The sequence below is a fragment of the Pseudomonas macauensis genome (genome assembly GCF_047902425.1).
Taxonomy (GTDB): Bacteria; Pseudomonadota; Gammaproteobacteria; order Pseudomonadales; family Pseudomonadaceae; genus Pseudomonas.
In genome coordinates this window covers 1,700,473-1,716,707 of sequence record NZ_CP138377.1, presented here as the reverse complement: position 1 = coordinate 1,716,707, position 16,235 = coordinate 1,700,473, and the positions used below count along the sequence as shown (strand labels likewise).

Genomic DNA, 16,235 nt, shown 5'->3' with positions numbered 1-16,235 from the left:
CCTGCCATGCTGATTCCCTTTGACCTGATCGAAGCCGACACCCTGAACAACCTGCTGGAAGACTTCGTCACCCGCGAAGGCACCGACAACGGCGACGACACGCCGCTGGACGTGCGCGTGGAGCGCGCACGGCATGCCCTCAAGCGCGGCGAGGCGGTGATCGTCTTCGATCCGGAAAGCCAGCAGTGCCAGCTGATGCTGAAAAGCGAAGTGCCGAAGGAGTGGCTGGAGGAATAACGGGTCCCCACCGTAGGGCGTACAACCGTTCGCGGTTGTACGCCGTGACACCCCTGTTTGGCGTCGACTCCGAGGCCAGGTCCGGAGTGATCTGAAACCAAGGTCAATCGGCGTATAACGTCGAACGTTATACGCCCTACGTTACGGGGCCGGCACTCGCGCGGTCTCGTAGGAGCGGACCTTGTCCGCGATGCTTTCGGTTGGGTGTTCCTGCACCGCTTCGGTGTCCGCTGAGAGATTTTGTTTCGCCCCCTCGGGCGAGTCACTTTCTCAAACTACGGATGGCGGCCCCACAGAAAGTAACCCAAGGTCTTGCCCCTGCATCCGGTGCGCGCGGATGTTTCTCTGGAAACCGCTTTTCGTAGGAGCGAGCTTGCTCGCGAACCGCCCAGCACAATTGGGGCCGGGTAATTCTGTTCGCGAGCAAGCTCGCTCCTACAGGTGTTGGCCCCAATCAGGGCGCGAACCGGGGCCCGAACAGCACCACGCTGGCGCCAATCACGCAGAGCGCCACGCCCACCCAGTCGCTCCACAGCGGGCGGCTCTTCTCCACGAAAGCCAGCCAGAACAGCGACGCGGCAACGTAGATGCCACCGTACGCGGCATAGGCACGCCCGGCGTAACTGGCCTCGACGCGGGTGAGCAGCAGGGCGAACACCGTCAGGCTGAGCAGACCGGGAATTATCCACAGGGCGCTCTTGTCCAGGCGCAGCCAGAGGTAGAAGGCATAACAGCCGCCAATCTCGCAGAAGGCCGCGAGGACGAACCAGAGGTAATTGATCATGGGAGGCTCTTTCCGTGACGGGAAACCTGCCGGTCAGCCGCGCAGGCCGCCCTCGCGTTCCCAGGCGCAGCGCACTTTCAGTTCGCCTTCGCGCGGGCTGTGGAAGCCGTTCTCGGACTCCCAGCGGAAGGTGTGGCTGCCGTTGACTTCGGTTTCCAGGTGAACCACCGCGCTGGCCCAGTAGAGACGGCGCAGCAAGGCTTCGAACTGCTCGACCCAGAGTTTCCACTCGTACTCGATGGTCTGGTAGCTGGCGCCGAAATGGATCACCTGGGACTGGTACAGGCCGGCACCCTCGGTTTCGCAGCGACTGAACATCTCGCGGCCAAGGAACGGCCAGGCCTCCCCCATCGGCAGGCTGTCGAGCACCTTGCGGTTGGCGGCGCGGCGCAGGCGGCGCTCCATCGAGTCGCCGGGCCAGTCGCGGATGCAACCATAGACGATGGATTCGGACTGCAAGCGGGTTCTTCCTTCAATGACACCGGTGCCTTCTAACACAGGCCCGCCGACACGCAAAGCGCGAATCCGCGTCGATGCGCAGTAGCCCGGAAAAGCAAAAGCCCCGCGAAATGTGCGGGGCTTTCACCGGGGTCCAACGTTCTTCAGCCAGGCAGGCCGGTGACTAAAGCTAACCCTTTGCACCGGCCTGGGCAAGCCCTGTCTTTCACTGCACCGAAAGAGGGCAAATGACTGGTTCGGAACCTGCTTTACGAGAACAAGGCGAGGACAACTGAGAAAGCGGAGGGTCAATAAGCATTTCTCTCCGCTTACCTATGCAGTTATGCCGACGCGCAGCAGATCGTAATCAGGTTCTCAAGCGGGCGTGCGGCGCTTTGCCTGCATCTTCTCCGCCATCTTCGCCATCTCGTCGTAGATCACCTGCGGGTTCTGCTGCTTGATCTGCCAGGCCATGCGGCCCTGCTCGTGGGGCAGGATCATGAAGGCGTCGCGGGCCACTTCCTGGTGGATGTAGTCGGCGATGTCGGCGGCGCTGATCGGCGAGCTTTCCAGCAGCTTGCCGACCTGGTTCTTCATGTCCGGGCTCGGGCCACGGAAGGAGTCCAGCAGGTTGGTCTGAAAGAACGACGGACAGACCACGTGGACCTTTACGTCCACCAGGCTCAGCTCGGCCAGCAGGCTTTCCGAGAGCGCCACCACGCCGGCTTTCGCCACGTTGTAGTTGCTCATCGCCGGGCCCTGCATCAGCGCGGCCATGGAGGCGATGTTGATGATCCGCCCCTTGCTCTGCTCCAGCAGCGGCAGGAAGGCCTTGCAGCCCTTGACCACGCCCATCAGGTTGATCGAGATCTGCCAGTCCCAGTCTTCCAGCGACAGCTCGCTGAAGAAGCCGCCCGAGGCAACGCCGGCGTTATTGACGATGATGTCGATGCCGCCGAGCTTTTCTTCGCACGCCTGCGCCAGTTGGGTCAGCTGACTGTAGTCACGCACGTCGCAGCGTTGGGTGAAGCCGTCGCCGCCGGCCTCGCGCACCAGCTTGAGGGTTTCCGCCAGGCCCGCTTCGTTGACGTCAGCCAGGGCCAGTTTCCAGCCCTCGCGGGCCCAGCGCAGGGCGATTTCGCGACCGAGGCCGGAACCGGCGCCGGTGATCATGATGCGGTTTTGCATAGGGAGGTTTGCCTGCTCTTGTTCGGGGAGTTGTTCGGGACAGTGAGCCAAAGTGTAACCAAGGCCCGCCGGCCCGGCGGCGACATCAGGGCGCTGAATGCCCCCGGCAAACCGCCGCCACAGGCCCCCGGATCAAGCGCTCAACCGATCAGCAGGGCGCAGAGTTTGCCCAGCACCAGGGCAACCCCGGCGCAAATCAGCACGTAGGCAGCGCAGTTGACGCTCTCGTGCTTGAGCTGCGCGAATCGCTGCACCCGGTAGCGCAGCAGGAACATCCCCAGGGCAAGGGGAATGGAAGGGCCGAGGAAGGCGAACTGCCAGAAACGCTCGGGCTCACTGACCGGGTCCAGCGCAACGGCATCTGCCAGCGGCAGCAGACCCACGCCACACTGGATGATCAACCACAGCGCTCCCAGTGCGATCAGCACAATACCCGGCATCCTTTCGACTCCACGACGGCAAAGGACCGGTATGTTAGTACGCCATCATCATCAGGGCTGTGCGATGAATCACCCTGCTACATCATGGACATGGCGGACCGCCTGGAACACCGGGCGATCCGACGCAACTCATATATGTCCGAGCAGAACAAGCACCAGCAGGACGACGAGCACCACGCCAATGGCGCCCGAGGGGCCGTAGCCCCAGCTACGTGAGTGGGGGAAGACCGGCAGGCCACCGATCAGCAGCAGTATCAGAATGATCAACAGAATGGTCCCGAGTCCCATATCGTCTCTCCTCTTGGCTTGACGAGGGGCGATGGCTCGCAGTGAGGCATTCGGCCAGCGCTTGTAATCTGGGACTTGGGCGTTCGCCGGAAGATTCAAAGATTCGGTCAGCGTGCAGCCGGCTCAACCGAGGCTGCGCGGCAGCGACCCCTTGCGCAGGCGCAGGAACATCAGCGCGGCGGTGCGCGCATCGCCGATGGCGGTGTGACGGCCCTCCACAGGGATATCCAGGTGGCGCGCCAGGGTGTCGAAGCGCAGGTCCAGGTGCAGGTCGGGGAAGCGCCGGCTCATCTTACGGTGATACAGCTCGGAAACCTCGACCCGCGGGTTATCAAGCCGCGCGCCCAGTTGCTCGCGCAAGTGCCGGCGCAGCACGGCGACATCGAAGGACAGGTAATAGCCGAGCAACGGCCGATCGCCGACGAACGCCTGTACCCGGCGCAGCGCCTCGGCCAGCGGTAGCTGTCCTTCAAGGTCGGTGCGGCGCAGCTTGTGGATGCGGATGGACTCGCCGCTCAGGCTCGGCGGCGGCTCCACCAGCAGCTCCAGGCGCTCGCCAAGGATCAGTTTGCCGCGCCTGATGCGCACCGCGCCGATGCTGAGGATGTCGGCCTTGCGCGGATCGAGGCTGGTGGTCTCCAGGTCCAGCGACACCAGTTCCTCGGCGTCCGCCGGGTCGTGGCGCCACCAGTACAGGCGCCGACGCCAGGTGGACCACTGCTGATCGGGAAGGCTTACGCAGGCGTTCATCGGGTCTCCAGGTGGAATTGCCGGATCAGGCTCTGCTTGAACTTCTTCACCACATGCAAACCGTAGCGCAGCAGGTCGCGCTCGTGGCGGCTCAGGCGCGAAACGTCGAGCCCCTGCACGCGGCCGTCACGCTGGTCGTCCAGTTGCTGGCGCAGACGCAGTTGCAGGAACAGCTCGAAGGACTCCACCAGGTTGTCCGCCAGCGATTCGTCCAGCACGCCGAGCGCCTTGAGCGCGGCGAGCCGGCCCAGGGTGCCGCGCTCCTCCAGCCCTTCGCGCAGCGCCAGCGCGCGGGCGCCGTGGACGATGGGGAAGATGCCGCCGCGCTTGATATCCAGGTGGGCGTCCTGGGTCTTGAGCTGGCCAAGGAAGGTCAACGGTGTGTCGAATTGCAGGGCCGGCAGCGCCAGGTCACTGAGCCAGCGGCTGTCATCGCCGGCCAGGGCGTTCAAGCCCTCGCGCAGGCCGTCGAACAACTGCTGGTTACCAGCCACCGGCCAGGCATCGGCGAGGATCGACAGGCGCATGAGTTGTTCCGGACGTCCCTGCAGCGGCAATTCACGCAATTCGCGCTGCCACTCGGCAAGCGGCTTGCACCACTCGCTGCGGCTGGCCATGACGCCGCCGGGACAGGGTGGATAGCCGAAGTCCAGCAAGGCCGCAGAGAATCGCTGCATCAGGTGCAGGCCCTGCTCCACCGGGAGATCGTCGGCGAGAATCAGGGCGTTGTCCTGGTCGGTCTTGAGCAGCTGTTCGGCACGGCCCTCGCTGCCCATCACCATCAGGCAGCACTTGCCGCGCTGCGCCGGGGGAATCTGCAGTTCGAACAGACGCTGCAGCAATTGCTCGTTGAGCGCACTGACCAGCTGCATGATGAAGCGCAGGCGGATGCCGTTGCCGGCCAGGGTGGCGATCAGGGTGTGCAGGGTTTCCGCCGCCGCGCGCAGCTCTGCCTCGCTTTCGGCGCGAGCGATACGCAGCGCCAGCACATGGGAATGGGTGGAGAACAGGCTGAGCACCTGAGTCAGGTGCAGCAGGCCGACCACCCTGCCCGCCTCGCAGACCGCCACCCGCTCGATACGTTGGCGGGTCATCAGGATCATCGCGTCGAACAGAAAGTCGCCCAGTTCGACGCTGGCCAGCGGCCGGTGTGCCAGCGGGCCGATGGGCTCGGCCTCGCTGCGGCCATCACGGAAGTGCGCGACCATCAGGTCGGTGCGGGTGACGATGCCCAGCGCGCCATTCTCGCGCACCAGCAGCGCGTCGGCGCCCCGGCTCAGTTGCAGGCGCGCGGCGTCGCCCAGGGGCAGCGTTGGCTCCACCTCGATGGCCGGCAGCAGATGCTCGCGGGCGATGCGGGTGAGGATGAATTCGGCGAGGTTCTGGCCATCGCGGCGCTCCAGCTGACGCTTGCTCGCAAGGTCGGCGCGGAAGAAGCGGGCGAACTCCGGATTGCCGGCACAGAGCTGATGGAACACCTCCGCCGGCAGCTCATAGACGATGCTCTCCTCCACCGCCTGGTAGCGGTGCTTGCTGCTGCCGGAGAACAGCCCGCGCACGTCGAACAGGTCCTCGGCGGCATACTGGGCGAACAGTTTGCCGTCCTCGCCGCGCTCCTCGATCACGCCCTTGAGCAGGATGAACAGGCCAGGCACCGGCGCACCGGCTTCCAGCAGCACTTCGCCGACCGTGTAGTAGCCCACGCTCAACGCATCGCGTAGTTGCTCGCGCTCCTGCGGGCGCAGTTGGTCGAAGGGCGGAGAGGCGAAATTGAAATCGTCGGACATCGGGAAGTCCCCGTCTCAAAGCAACGGGGCCGGAGGTGTTTCCACCCCCGGCCCCGGCAGGTCAGCTCAGGCGATCAGTGGGCGACGGCGCCACTGGCACCCAGGCCGGTCTGGGAGCGGATGAACTGCGGGAAGAAGCGCGCGCGCTCTTCGTCGGCCGCAGTCGACTTGTCGGTGATGGAGAAGAACCAGATACCGATGAAGGCCACGGCCATGGAGAACAGCGCCGGGTATTCGAACGGGTAGATGGGCTTCTCGTGGCCGAGGATCTGCACCCAGATGGTCGGGCCGAGGATCATCAGCACCACTGCGGTGATCAGGCCCATCCAGCCGCCGATCTTGGCACCGCGAGTGGTCAGCTTCTTCCAGTACATGGAGAGCAGCAGCACCGGGAAGTTGCAGCTGGCGGCGATGGAGAAGGCCAGGCCGACCATGAAGGCGATGTTCTGCTTCTCGAACAGGATGCCAAGGATGATCGCGACCACACCGAGGCAGACGGTGGTGATCTTCGATACGCGCAGTTCATCTTTTTCGTTGGCCTTGCCGCCCTTGAGCACGCTGGCGTACAGGTCGTGGGACACGGCCGAGGCGCCGGCCAGGGTCAGGCCGGCAACCACCGCGAGGATGGTGGCGAAGGCCACGGCGGAGATGAAGCCCAGGAACAGGCTGCCGCCCACGGCGTTGGCCAGGTGCACGGCGGCCATGTTGTTACCGCCCAGCAGGGCGCCGGTGGCGTCCTTGAAGTCCGGGTTGGTGCTGACCAGCAGGATCGCGCCGAAGCCGATGATGAAGGTCAGGATGTAGAAGTAACCGATGAAGCCGGTGGCGAAGAACACGCTCTTGCGGGCTTCCTTGGCGTCACTGACGGTGAAGAAGCGCATCAGGATGTGCGGCAGGCCGGCGGTACCGAACATCAGGGCGAAGCCCAGGGAGAACGCGGAGATCGGGTCCTTCACCAGGCCGCCGGGGCTCATGATCGACTCGCCCTTCGGGTGGACCTTGATGGCTTCGGAGAACAGGGTGCTGATGTCGAAGTTGACGTGCTTGAGCACCATGATCGCCATGAAGGAGGCGCCCGAGAGCAGCAGCACGGCCTTGATGATCTGCACCCAGGTAGTGGCGAGCATGCCGCCGAACAGCACGTACATGACCATCAGGATGCCGACCAGGACCACCGCGACGTGGTAGTTCAGGCCGAACAGCAGCTCGATCAGCTTGCCGGCGCCGACCATCTGCGCGATCAGGTAGAAGGCCACCACCACCAGCGAACCGCAGGCGGACAGGGTGCGGATGTCCTTCTGCTTGAGGCGGTAGGAGGCCACGTCGGCGAAGGTGTACTTGCCCAGGTTGCGCAGGCGTTCGGCGATCAGGAAGAGGATGATCGGCCAACCGACCAGGAAGCCGATGGAGTAGATCAGGCCGTCATAGCCCGAGGTGAACACCAGCGCGGAAATGCCGAGGAAGGACGCGGCGGACATATAGTCGCCGGCGATGGCCAGGCCGTTCTGCAGACCGGTGATGCTGCCGCCGGCGGTATAGAAATCGGCGGCAGACTTGCTGCGCTTCGAAGCCCAGTAGGTGATGCACAGGGTCAGGCCGACGAAGGCAACGAACATGACGATGGCGGAGACGTTCAGCGGCTGGCGCTGCACCTCGCCGGTGAGGGCGTCAGCCCAGAGTGCGGGAGCCCAGAAGGCGGGAACAAGGGCGGCCAGAGCGAGGGCCGCGGCGATTCGGCCTTTCATTGCTGGGCCTCCTTGAGGATTTCCTGGTTCAGGCGGTCGAATTCACCGTTGGCACGGCGCACGTAGATACCGGTGAGCACGAAGGCCGAGAGGATCAGCCCGACGCCCATGGGAATGCCCCAGGTGACGGACGAATCGGCGCTGACCTTCGTGCCGAGCAGTTGCGGCTGGAAGGCGATCAGCAGGATGAAGACCACGTACAGGCCCAACATGACCAGGGAGAGCAGCCAGGCGAATCGCTCGCGCTTGGCCACCAATTCTTTGAAGCGCGGATTGGTATCAATCCGCTGGTAGATGCTGTCGTTCATTTTGTTCTTGTCCTCACAGCGGGGATGACGCGGATGTCGTCGATCTCCACTTTAGGACTACGGTGCAAGCGCTCCAGACGACTTTAGTCGTAGCGGGGGTCGCAGCTTTCCCGAGGTTTTTGCGAACAAGCCCGGAATAGACGCTGCGCAATAAAAAAATCCCCCGCGAAGACTTGGCTTCGCGAGGGATTTCCCTGTATCGAGCGCGGTGCGATCTAAGCGCTTACAGCCACTCTTTCACGCGATCCGGATGCGCTTCCACCCACTTCTTGGCGGCCACGTCCGGCTTCTCGCCGTTCTGCACGGCGAGCATGACTTCGCCGATTTCCTGGCCGTCCTTCCACTGGAATTTCTTCAGGAAGGCCCAGACTTCCGGCGCCTTCTTCTCCAGCGCCGGGTTGGCGACGCTGTCGACGTGCTCTTCCTCGCCGTAGACCTTCTTCGGATCTTCGAGGAACTTCAGCTTCCACTTGGCGAACATCCAGTGCGGAATCCAGCCGGTCACCGCCACGGCTTTCTTGTCGTTCTCCGCGCGGGTCAGCTCGGCGATCATGCCGCTGCCGGAGCTGGCCACCAGTTTGTAGTCCAGGCCGTAGTCCTTGATTGCCTGATCGGTCTTGAGCATCACCCCGGCGCCGGCGTCGATGCCGACGATACGGCCGTCGAAATCGGCCTTCTGCGCCTTGAGGTCCTCGATGCTGTTGGCTTTCACGTACTCAGGCACGATCAGGCCGATCTTCGCACCCGGGTAGTTCACGCCCAGATTGACCACCTTGTCCTTCATCTTGTCGTAGTAGGCGCCGTGGGTGACCGGCAGCCAGGCCGAGAGCATGGCGTCGAGTTTGCCGCGCGCTACGCCCTGCCACATGATCCCGGCCGCGACCGGCATCAGCTTGACCTGGTAGCCGAGCTTCTCGCGCATGATCTCGGCGGCCACGTGCGTGGTCGCCACGCTGTCCGACCAGCCGTCCACGTATCCCAGAGTGACTTCCGGCTTGGCCGCCGCACCGGCCAGCCCCGCAGCCGCCGACAGCACCAGCCCTGCGCCCAGGCCCATCAGGCGTCGCATCATTCGCATGGTTTTCTCCCCGTATTTTTTGTCGGAGCGTCCGGGCGAACCCGGCGCAATTCGCGGTCTTGGCCGCCCCTCCATCATCTGCGCGAGCGGCGGGGGGACTGCTCTGAGAACGACACGCAACGATCCGATCCGCGACAGAATCCTTCCATCCACGACCGCGCCATTCCCTCCACGACAACAGGGCTCCTATCACCACCATACAGAGGCTCGATTACCCACCAGGCTTCCCCCGCGATAGTCTTTTCTCAACGGAGAACAATTCTCAACTCGGAGAAGCCGCCATGCTCAAGACCGTCACCTTCACCCTGATGCACTTCACCATCGCCTTCAGCGTGGCCTATGCCCTGACCGGCAGCATCACCGTGGGTGGGCTGCTGGCGGTCGTCGAGCCGCTGTGCAACGCCGTGGGCTTCCACTTCCACGAGAAGCTCTGGAAGCGAATCGAGCAGGGCCAGCCGGGCGACGCCGCACCGACGCACAACTGGCTGCACCGCCACGCCTGAGTGCACGCCGGGGGCGCTGACGCCAGCCGGCGGCGTTGCTAAGATGCGCGCCTCGCCACGGTTCGCGTGCCCTCATGCCACAGTCTTCGCGCTTTCCGCTCCTCCCCTATTGCCTCGCTCTGCTGTTTGCTCTGGCCGCCCTGTGCGGGCTCTGGTACGGCCTGGGCAAACCGGTGAACCTGCCCGATGCGGCGACGCCCACGCACAAGCTGCAATGCGCGTCCTACAGTCCCTTCGCCAAGGACCAGTCGCCCTTCGACAAGCCCTTCGTCCTGCGCCCGGAGCAGATGGACACCGACCTCGCCCTGCTGGCAACGCGCTTCAACTGCGTGCGCACCTACTCGATGACCGGTCTGGAGGGCATCCCCGCGCTGGCTCGCAAGCACGGCCTGAAGCTGATGCTCGGTGCCTGGGTGAACGCCAATCCGGTCGATACCCAGAGTGAGGTGACCGCGCTGATCAGGGCCGCCAACGAGTACCCGGACGTGGTCCAGGCGGTGATCGTCGGCAACGAGACCCTGCTGCGCAAGGAAGTCACCGCCACCTACCTCGCCGGGTTGATCCGCCAGGTGAAGTCGCAGGTACACCAGCCGGTGACCTACGCCGATGTCTGGGAGTTCTGGCACCGCCACCCGGAAATCGCCCCGGCGGTGGACTTCGTCACCATCCACCTGCTGCCCTACTGGGAAGACAACCCCAGCGGCATCGACGACGCCCTCGCCCATGTGGCGAAGATACGTGAAGACTTCGGCCGCGAATTCGCACCCAAGGACATCCTGATCGGCGAGACCGGCTGGCCCAGCGAAGGCCGCCAGCGCGAAACCGCCCTGCCCAGCCGGGTCAACGAGGCGCGCTTCATCCGCGGCTTCGTGCACATGGCCGAGGAGCGCGGCTGGCACTACAACCTGATCGAGGCGTTCGACCAACCCTGGAAGCGCCAGAGCGAAGGCGCGGTGGGCGGCTATTGGGGCCTGTTCAGCGCCGACCGCGAGGAGAAAGGCGTGCTCGCCGGGCCCGTCAGCAACCTGCCGGGCTGGCCTGCGTGGCTGGGGCTGTCAGGGCTGGTCCTGGCCGGCGGCCTGCTGCTGGGCGGTCGCCCAGCCTCGTCCCGCGCGGCGCTGTTGTTGCCTCTGGGCGCCGCACTGGGTGGCGCCTGCATCGGTTTGTGGGCAGAGCTGGCGGTGGTGACCAGCCGGTCCTGGGACGAATGGCTGTGGGCGGCGCTCCTGATCGGGCTGAACCTGCTGGTGCTGGCGCACCTCAGCCTGACCCTGTCAGCACGCCAGGGCTGGCGCGCTACGGCCTTCGACTGGCTGGAGAAACGCGCAGGACTCTGGCTGGCGGCGGCCGGCTTCGCTGGCGCGGTGCTGATGCTGGGCCTGGTGTTCGACGCCCGCTACCGCAGCTTCCCCAGCGTCGCCTTGCTGTTCCCGGCGCTGGTCTACCTGTGCCGGCCGGTGAACGCGCCGCGCCGCGAAAGCCTGCTGCTGATCCTGTTCATCGCCCTCGGCCTGCCGGCGCAACTGCTGCTGGAAGGCCTGAGCAACCTGCAGGCGCTGGGTTGGGCGGCGGTCAGCCTGCTGCTGCTCGGAGCGCTCTGGCGCGGTCTGCAGCAGCCCCTGCCGCTGGCGAGCGGCGTGCCGGCAAGCGCCAGTTGAATCAGGGCCGCCGCGCGCGCACCAGGCGCAGCCCGGCGAGCACCACGGCGAACACCGCGAGGCTGGCGTTGTACAGCACCAGCGCCGGCAGCGCGGCGAACAGCCCCAGCGCCGCCAGCCACCAGCCGCTACGGCCAGGGACCAGGAAAGCCAGCGCCGACAGGCCCAGCGCCAGTGTGCCGAATACGCCGAAATGAATCAGCAGGCCCAGTTGTGAGCGCGCAACGCACTCCCAGCGGCCGGCCGACTCGGCACACAGCCCGACCCAGCGGCTATCCTCCATCAGCCCGAAACGCACGCCATAGCTGGCGGCCAGCCACAGCAACAGGACGAGCAACAGCAGGATGACGGGCAATCGACGGGGCATGGCGCCTCTCCGGGGCGAAAACGGCGCCCAGCATAACCAGCGCAATGGCCGATGCAAGAGGCGCTGCGTCTACTCACATTGCCTGCGGCAGCGGAGCCTGCGATGAAGCGATCGAACCTGTTCCTGCTGGTCTGCGTCATCATCAGCTTCTGGTGGCTGTGGCCCGGCGAGCGGCCCCACGCACCGCAACAGCAGGGCAACATCCTGGCCAACGGCGGCTTCCGGATGGAGCGCTATTCGATCTATCCACTGCAGGACTTCAACCTCGAAGCCGTGGTGCTGGGCCGCGAGGACTACCGCCTGGGCCGCGAGGCCGAGCTTTCCCCCACCGACCTCGCCCTGGGCTGGGGGCCGATGGCCGATCCGAACGTCCTCGCCGGCATCCGCATCACCCAGGGCAACCGCTGGTACCACTGGCACGCCGATACCATGCCGATCCCGCGCCGGGACATCGAGACCCACAGCGCCAACATGCACATGATTCCCGCCAACGACAGCGTGGCCCGCATCCTGGCGCAGGTCGACAAGGGCGAGCGCATCCGTCTCTCCGGCAAACTGGTGCGGGTGGAAGGCGACGACGGCTGGCGCTGGGTCAGTTCCCTGACGCGCGAAGACACTGGCGCCGGGGCCTGCGAGCTGATCTGGGTGGAGAGCCTGGAGCGCCTGTAGCGCCGTCGCACCGGGCAGTTGCCAGGGACGCCGGCCACGGGGCATTCTCGGGCGTCCCCTCATCAAGGTAGCTCCCATGCCGCGCGTCACGCTCCGCCCTGCCGTCCCCGACGACATCCCGCTGATCATCGAGCTGATCACCGAACTCGCCGACTACGAACGCCTGGTCCATGAGGTCAAGGCCGACGCCCAGCGCATGCACGACCACCTGTTCGGCCCGCGCCCTTACGCCGAAGTGCTGATCGGCGAAGTGGACGGCCAGCCGCAGGGCTTCGCGCTGTTCTTCCACAACTATTCCACCTGGCTCAGCCAGCCGGGCATCTACCTGGAAGACCTGTTCGTACGCCCCGCCGCCCGCGGTGCCGGACTGGGCAAGGCGCTGCTCACGGAACTGGCGCGACTGGCTGTGGAGCGTGGCTGCGGACGCCTGGAATGGTCCGTGCTGGACTGGAACGAGCCCGCCATCGGCTTCTACCGCAGCCTGGGCGCCCGTCCGCAGGATGAATGGACGGTCTACCGCCTGACCGGCGACGCCCTGCGTGAGCTGGCCCACAAGGCGTGAGGCCGCGGTAGCACTTGTAGGCAATCCGCTGGTCATACTTGCCGGTCTCCCTAGAGTTGGCTTCTTTCCGAAAGGACTCCCTCACCATGAACTGTCTTTCACGCGCGGCCGTCCTGCTCGGCTGCCTCGCCCTGGGGCTCGCCGGGCCGGCGTTCAGCCGCGATGTCGATGAGGCCGGCTACGGCTATCCGCTGACCAACCCGTTCGAGGCCACCATCGCCACGACACCACCGGACCTGCGTCCGCAGCTGCCCGATATCGAAGACATCAGCCAGTCCGATTACGCCCTGAAGCTGCGGCCGGAGCGCGAGCACCAGTTGCCGGAAAACTTCTGGGCGGTGAAGAAGCTGCACTACCGCCTGGCCCGGCAGGACCATGAGGCGCCGCTGGTGTTCATCATCGCCGGCACCGGCGCGCCCTACTTCAGCAGCACCCCGGAATACCTCAAGCGCCTGTTCTACAGTGCCGGCTACCACGTGGTGCAGATTTCCTCGCCGACGAGCTGGGACTTCATGGCCGGGGCCTCGCAGTCCGCCACGCCCGGCTACACCCCCACCGATGCCGACGACCTCTACCGGGTGATGCAGGCCGTGCGCGCCCAGCATCCGGACCTGCCGATCAGCGAGTACTACCTCACCGGCTACAGCCTCGGCGCCCTGCACGCCGCCTTCGTCAGCCAGCTCGACGAAACCCGCCGCAGCTTCAACTTCAAGCGCGTACTGCTGCTCAACCCGCCGGTGAACCTCTACACCTCGGTAAGCAACCTGGACAAGATGGTGCAGACCCGGGTCAAGGGCATCAACGACTCCAAGACCTTCTACCAGGTGGTGCTGAGCAAGCTGTCGCGCTACTTCAAGCAGAAGGGCTACATCGACCTCAACGATGCCTTCGTCTACGAACTGCAGCAGTCCAGGCAGCACCTCTCCAACGAGGAAATGGCCATGCTGATCGGGACAGTGTTCCGCTTCTCGGCCGCCGACATGGCTTTTACCTCCGACCTGATCAACCGCCGTGGCCTGATCACCCCGCCGAACTACCCGATCAAGGAAGGCACAAGCCTCGAGCCCTTCTTCAAGCGCGCCATGCAATGTGACTTCGAATGCTACCTGACCGACCAGCTGATCCCGGTCTGGCGCGCCCACGGCAAGGGCAACAGCCTGCCGCAGATGATCCAGCAGGTGAGCCTCTACGCCTTGCAGGACTACCTGCACGACAGCCCGAAGGTCGCCGTGATGCACAACGCCGACGACGTCATCCTCGGCCCGGGCGATATCGGCTTCCTGCGCCGCACCTTTGGCGACCGCCTGACGCTCTACCCGCTCGGCGGCCACTGCGGCAACCTCAACTACCGCGTGAACGCGCAGGACATGCTGGCGTTCTTCAAAGGACAGGATGCGCAGGCCCCCGGCCTGGCAACCGCACAGACAGGGAACTGATCCATGCGACTCCGCTCTTCCTGGATTTTCGGCCTGGCGCTGTGCTGCGGCCTGGCACAGGCTGACACCACTTCGACATCCAATCCCAGCAGCAACGACAGCTTCTCCGAGCAGCCCGAGGCCGACGGCTTCAAGCACCCGATGGACGCGCTGAAGTTCAACCCCGGCCTGGACCAGCGCGAATTCGAACGCGCCACCCTGGACGCCCTCAACGTCTATGACCCGTGGGAGTCGTGGAACCGCCGCGTGTACCACTTCAACTACCGCTTCGACCAATGGGTGTTCCTGCCCGTCGTCCACGGCTACGAATACGTCACCCCGCGCTTCGTCCGTACCGGCGTGAGCAACTTCTTCAGCAACCTGGGCGAAGTGACGACGCTGCTCAACAACATCGGCCAGCTCAGACCCGAACGGGCGGCGAACAGCACCGCGCGGCTGCTGTTCAACACCATCTTCGGTGTCGCCGGCCTGTGGGACCCGGCCACCGCCATGGGCCTGCCAAAGGTCAGCGAGGACTTCGGCCAGACCCTGGGCTACTGGGGCGTGCCAGCGGGCCCTTACCTGGTACTACCGATACTCGGCCCCTCCAATGTGCGCGACACCGGCGGCCTGGTGACCGACTTCGTGGCGGCCCGCGAGGTGAACTACCTCAATGTCTCCAGTCTCGACAGCGAGTACTGGGAACTGCCGGTGCTGGAAGTCATCGACAAGCGCTACAGCAACAGCTTCCGCTACGGCCAGACCAACTCCCCGTTCGAGTACGAAAAGCTGCGCTACGTCTACAGCGAAGCGCGCAAGCTGCAGATCCAGGAGTGACCCGAAGCCGCCGCCCTTTCGCGGCGGCTTCTTTTTCGACCAATGAATCTATTTATTCGATTGTTTTGGCGAAAAACTCGCAACCATTGATTCATCGTTTGGGTCTAGGATGACCCCATTCACTGATCAAGGAGGTTCCCATGACCCGCTTGCGTACCCTGATCGACCAACACATCGGCCACCCCGCCTCCGACGGCGCCGGCGTGCGCCTGACCCGCGTGATCGGCGGCCCCGGCATCGAGCGCTTCGACCCGTTCCTGATGCTCGACCAGTTCGACACGCAGAATCCCGACGACTACATCGCCGGCTTCCCGGCCCACCCGCACCGTGGCTTCGAGACCGTCACCTACATGCTCGAAGGGCGCATGCGCCATGAAGACCACCTGGGCAACCGCGGCCTGCTCAAGCCCGGCGGCGTACAGTGGATGACCGCCGCCCACGGCATCATCCACAGCGAGATGCCTGAGCAGGAAGAAGGCGCCATGCGCGGCTTCCAGCTGTGGCTGAACCTGCCGGCGAAGGACAAGCTGTCCCCGGCCGGCTACCGCGACATCGAGCCGGAAGACGTGCCGCGCACCACCACCGCGCAAGGCGTCGGCGTCACCGTGATCGCCGGCCGCTTCGACGATGGCGAGACCGCGCTGGATGGCGCCGTGCAGCGCCCCGGCACCGAGCCGCACTACTACGACCTGCGGCTGCCGGCGGGTGCCTCGGTCAGCCCGCGCATTCCGGCGGGACACCGGGTGATGCTGTACGTCTACGAAGGTTCACTGACGGTACCGGGCGAACGCGGCGACGAAACCGTGGCCACCAACCGCCTGGTGCGGCTCGGCCAGGGCGATGAGATCCAGCTCTCCAGCGACAACGGCGCACGTGTCCTGCTGCTGGCCGGCAAGCCGCTCAACGAGCCGATCGTGCAGTACGGTCCCTTCGTGATGAACAGCCGCGAAGAGATCGAACAGGCCCTGCGCGATTACCGCGACGGCGTGCTGGCGGTCTGATGTTTCCCCTGTGGGACCAGAGCAACCCGTAGGGCGTACAACCGTTCGCGGTTGTACGCCGATACCCCCGGATCGTCAGGTCAAACGCCGTATAACGTCGAACGTTATACGGCCCACCTCCCCGGACAAGCTCTCGTAGGAGCGGACTCCGTCCGCGAAAAGCCCCGATGCGGCCTCGAT

19 protein-coding genes are annotated in these 16,235 nt (G+C 65.0%); 8 read left to right on the top strand and 11 right to left on the bottom strand.

The features are described 5' to 3' along the window. Window positions 1–6: 6 nt before the first annotated feature. On the top strand, window positions 7–237 hold the full coding sequence (locus SD196_RS08255) for a YheU family protein (protein ID WP_275608078.1): 231 nt from the start codon (window positions 7–9) through the stop codon (window positions 235–237). 454 nt (window positions 238–691) lie between these two features. On the opposite strand, the gene SD196_RS08250 is transcribed toward SD196_RS08255, so the two are convergent. The 10 genes from SD196_RS08250 to SD196_RS08205 all read right to left on the bottom strand — a co-directional run bounded on the left by SD196_RS08250 (window position 692) and on the right by SD196_RS08205 (window position 9,043). After that, the gene (locus SD196_RS08250; RefSeq protein WP_275608079.1) at window positions 692–1,021 is read right to left on the bottom strand and encodes a YnfA family protein; all 330 of its coding nucleotides are present in this window, start codon (window positions 1,019–1,021) and stop codon (window positions 692–694) included. A gap of 33 nt (window positions 1,022–1,054) precedes the next feature. Beyond that, window positions 1,055–1,480, bottom strand: a complete 426-nt coding sequence (locus tag SD196_RS08245; RefSeq protein WP_015478190.1) for a hypothetical protein — start codon at window positions 1,478–1,480, stop codon at window positions 1,055–1,057. Window positions 1,481–1,834: 354 nt separating this feature from the next. Then, window positions 1,835–2,647: an SDR family oxidoreductase gene (locus SD196_RS08240; RefSeq protein ID WP_275608080.1), complete on the bottom strand. Its 813-nt coding sequence runs from the start codon at window positions 2,645–2,647 to the stop codon at window positions 1,835–1,837. 140 nt (window positions 2,648–2,787) lie between these two features. Next, complete coding sequence (locus SD196_RS08235) at window positions 2,788–3,087, bottom strand: hypothetical protein (RefSeq protein ID WP_275608081.1); 300 nt, start codon at window positions 3,085–3,087, stop codon at window positions 2,788–2,790. Between the two features lie 129 nt (window positions 3,088–3,216). Next, a complete protein-coding gene (locus SD196_RS08230; protein ID WP_275608082.1) occupies window positions 3,217–3,375 on the bottom strand; it encodes a DUF3309 family protein in 159 nt (52 codons plus the stop codon). Window positions 3,376–3,498: 123 nt separating this feature from the next. Next, entirely contained in the window at window positions 3,499–4,125 is a 627-nt protein-coding gene (locus SD196_RS08225; RefSeq protein ID WP_275608083.1) for a 3'-5' exonuclease, read from the bottom strand. Continuing rightward, window positions 4,122–5,912 carry a DUF294 nucleotidyltransferase-like domain-containing protein gene (locus SD196_RS08220; protein ID WP_275608084.1) on the bottom strand — a complete coding sequence of 597 codons (1,791 nt, stop codon included), beginning with the start codon at window positions 5,910–5,912 and terminating at the stop codon, window positions 4,122–4,124. The genes SD196_RS08225 and SD196_RS08220 overlap by 4 nt, the downstream gene beginning before the upstream one ends. Window positions 5,913–5,986: 74 nt before the next feature. Further along, complete coding sequence (locus tag SD196_RS08215; protein ID WP_275608085.1) at window positions 5,987–7,657, bottom strand: cation acetate symporter; 1,671 nt, start codon at window positions 7,655–7,657, stop codon at window positions 5,987–5,989. Beyond that, complete coding sequence (locus SD196_RS08210) at window positions 7,654–7,965, bottom strand: DUF485 domain-containing protein (RefSeq protein ID WP_275608086.1); 312 nt, start codon at window positions 7,963–7,965, stop codon at window positions 7,654–7,656. Before SD196_RS08210 ends, SD196_RS08215 begins: the two co-directional genes overlap by 4 nt. Window positions 7,966–8,188: 223 nt before the next feature. After that, a complete protein-coding gene (locus tag SD196_RS08205) occupies window positions 8,189–9,043 on the bottom strand; it encodes a glycine betaine ABC transporter substrate-binding protein (protein WP_275608087.1) in 855 nt (284 codons plus the stop codon). Between the two features lie 281 nt (window positions 9,044–9,324). Here SD196_RS08205 and SD196_RS08200 point away from each other — a divergent pair, with 281 nt between their 5' ends. Both SD196_RS08200 and SD196_RS08195 read left to right on the top strand, forming a co-directional pair. Then, window positions 9,325–9,546, top strand: coding sequence for a DUF2061 domain-containing protein (locus SD196_RS08200; RefSeq protein WP_331317078.1), 222 nt, complete (start codon window positions 9,325–9,327; stop codon window positions 9,544–9,546). A 74-nt stretch (window positions 9,547–9,620) separates the two neighbouring features. Continuing rightward, window positions 9,621–11,204 (top strand): glycosyl hydrolase family 17 protein, encoded by a 1,584-nt coding sequence (locus SD196_RS08195; protein WP_343573889.1) that lies wholly within the window; start codon window positions 9,621–9,623, stop codon window positions 11,202–11,204. 1 nt (window position 11,205) lies between these two features. On the opposite strand, the gene SD196_RS08190 is transcribed toward SD196_RS08195, so the two are convergent. Then, window positions 11,206–11,571, bottom strand: a complete 366-nt coding sequence (locus tag SD196_RS08190) for a hypothetical protein (RefSeq protein ID WP_416311254.1) — start codon at window positions 11,569–11,571, stop codon at window positions 11,206–11,208. A 102-nt stretch (window positions 11,572–11,673) separates the two neighbouring features. Here SD196_RS08190 and SD196_RS08185 point away from each other — a divergent pair, with 102 nt between their 5' ends. The 5 genes from SD196_RS08185 (at window position 11,674) to SD196_RS08165 (ending at window position 16,055) form a co-directional block, all read left to right on the top strand. Next, window positions 11,674–12,240, top strand: a complete 567-nt coding sequence (locus SD196_RS08185) for a hypothetical protein (RefSeq protein WP_416311253.1) — start codon at window positions 11,674–11,676, stop codon at window positions 12,238–12,240. 76 nt (window positions 12,241–12,316) lie between these two features. Next, window positions 12,317–12,802: a GNAT family N-acetyltransferase gene (locus SD196_RS08180; protein WP_275608092.1), complete on the top strand. Its 486-nt coding sequence runs from the start codon at window positions 12,317–12,319 to the stop codon at window positions 12,800–12,802. 86 nt (window positions 12,803–12,888) lie between these two features. Further along, window positions 12,889–14,238 (top strand): serine/threonine protein kinase, encoded by a 1,350-nt coding sequence (locus SD196_RS08175; RefSeq protein ID WP_275608093.1) that lies wholly within the window; start codon window positions 12,889–12,891, stop codon window positions 14,236–14,238. Window positions 14,239–14,241: 3 nt separating this feature from the next. Beyond that, a complete protein-coding gene (locus tag SD196_RS08170) occupies window positions 14,242–15,054 on the top strand; it encodes a VacJ family lipoprotein (protein ID WP_416311252.1) in 813 nt (270 codons plus the stop codon). Between the two features lie 140 nt (window positions 15,055–15,194). After that, a complete protein-coding gene (locus tag SD196_RS08165; protein WP_416311251.1) occupies window positions 15,195–16,055 on the top strand; it encodes a pirin family protein in 861 nt (286 codons plus the stop codon). Window positions 16,056–16,235 lie beyond the last annotated feature (180 nt).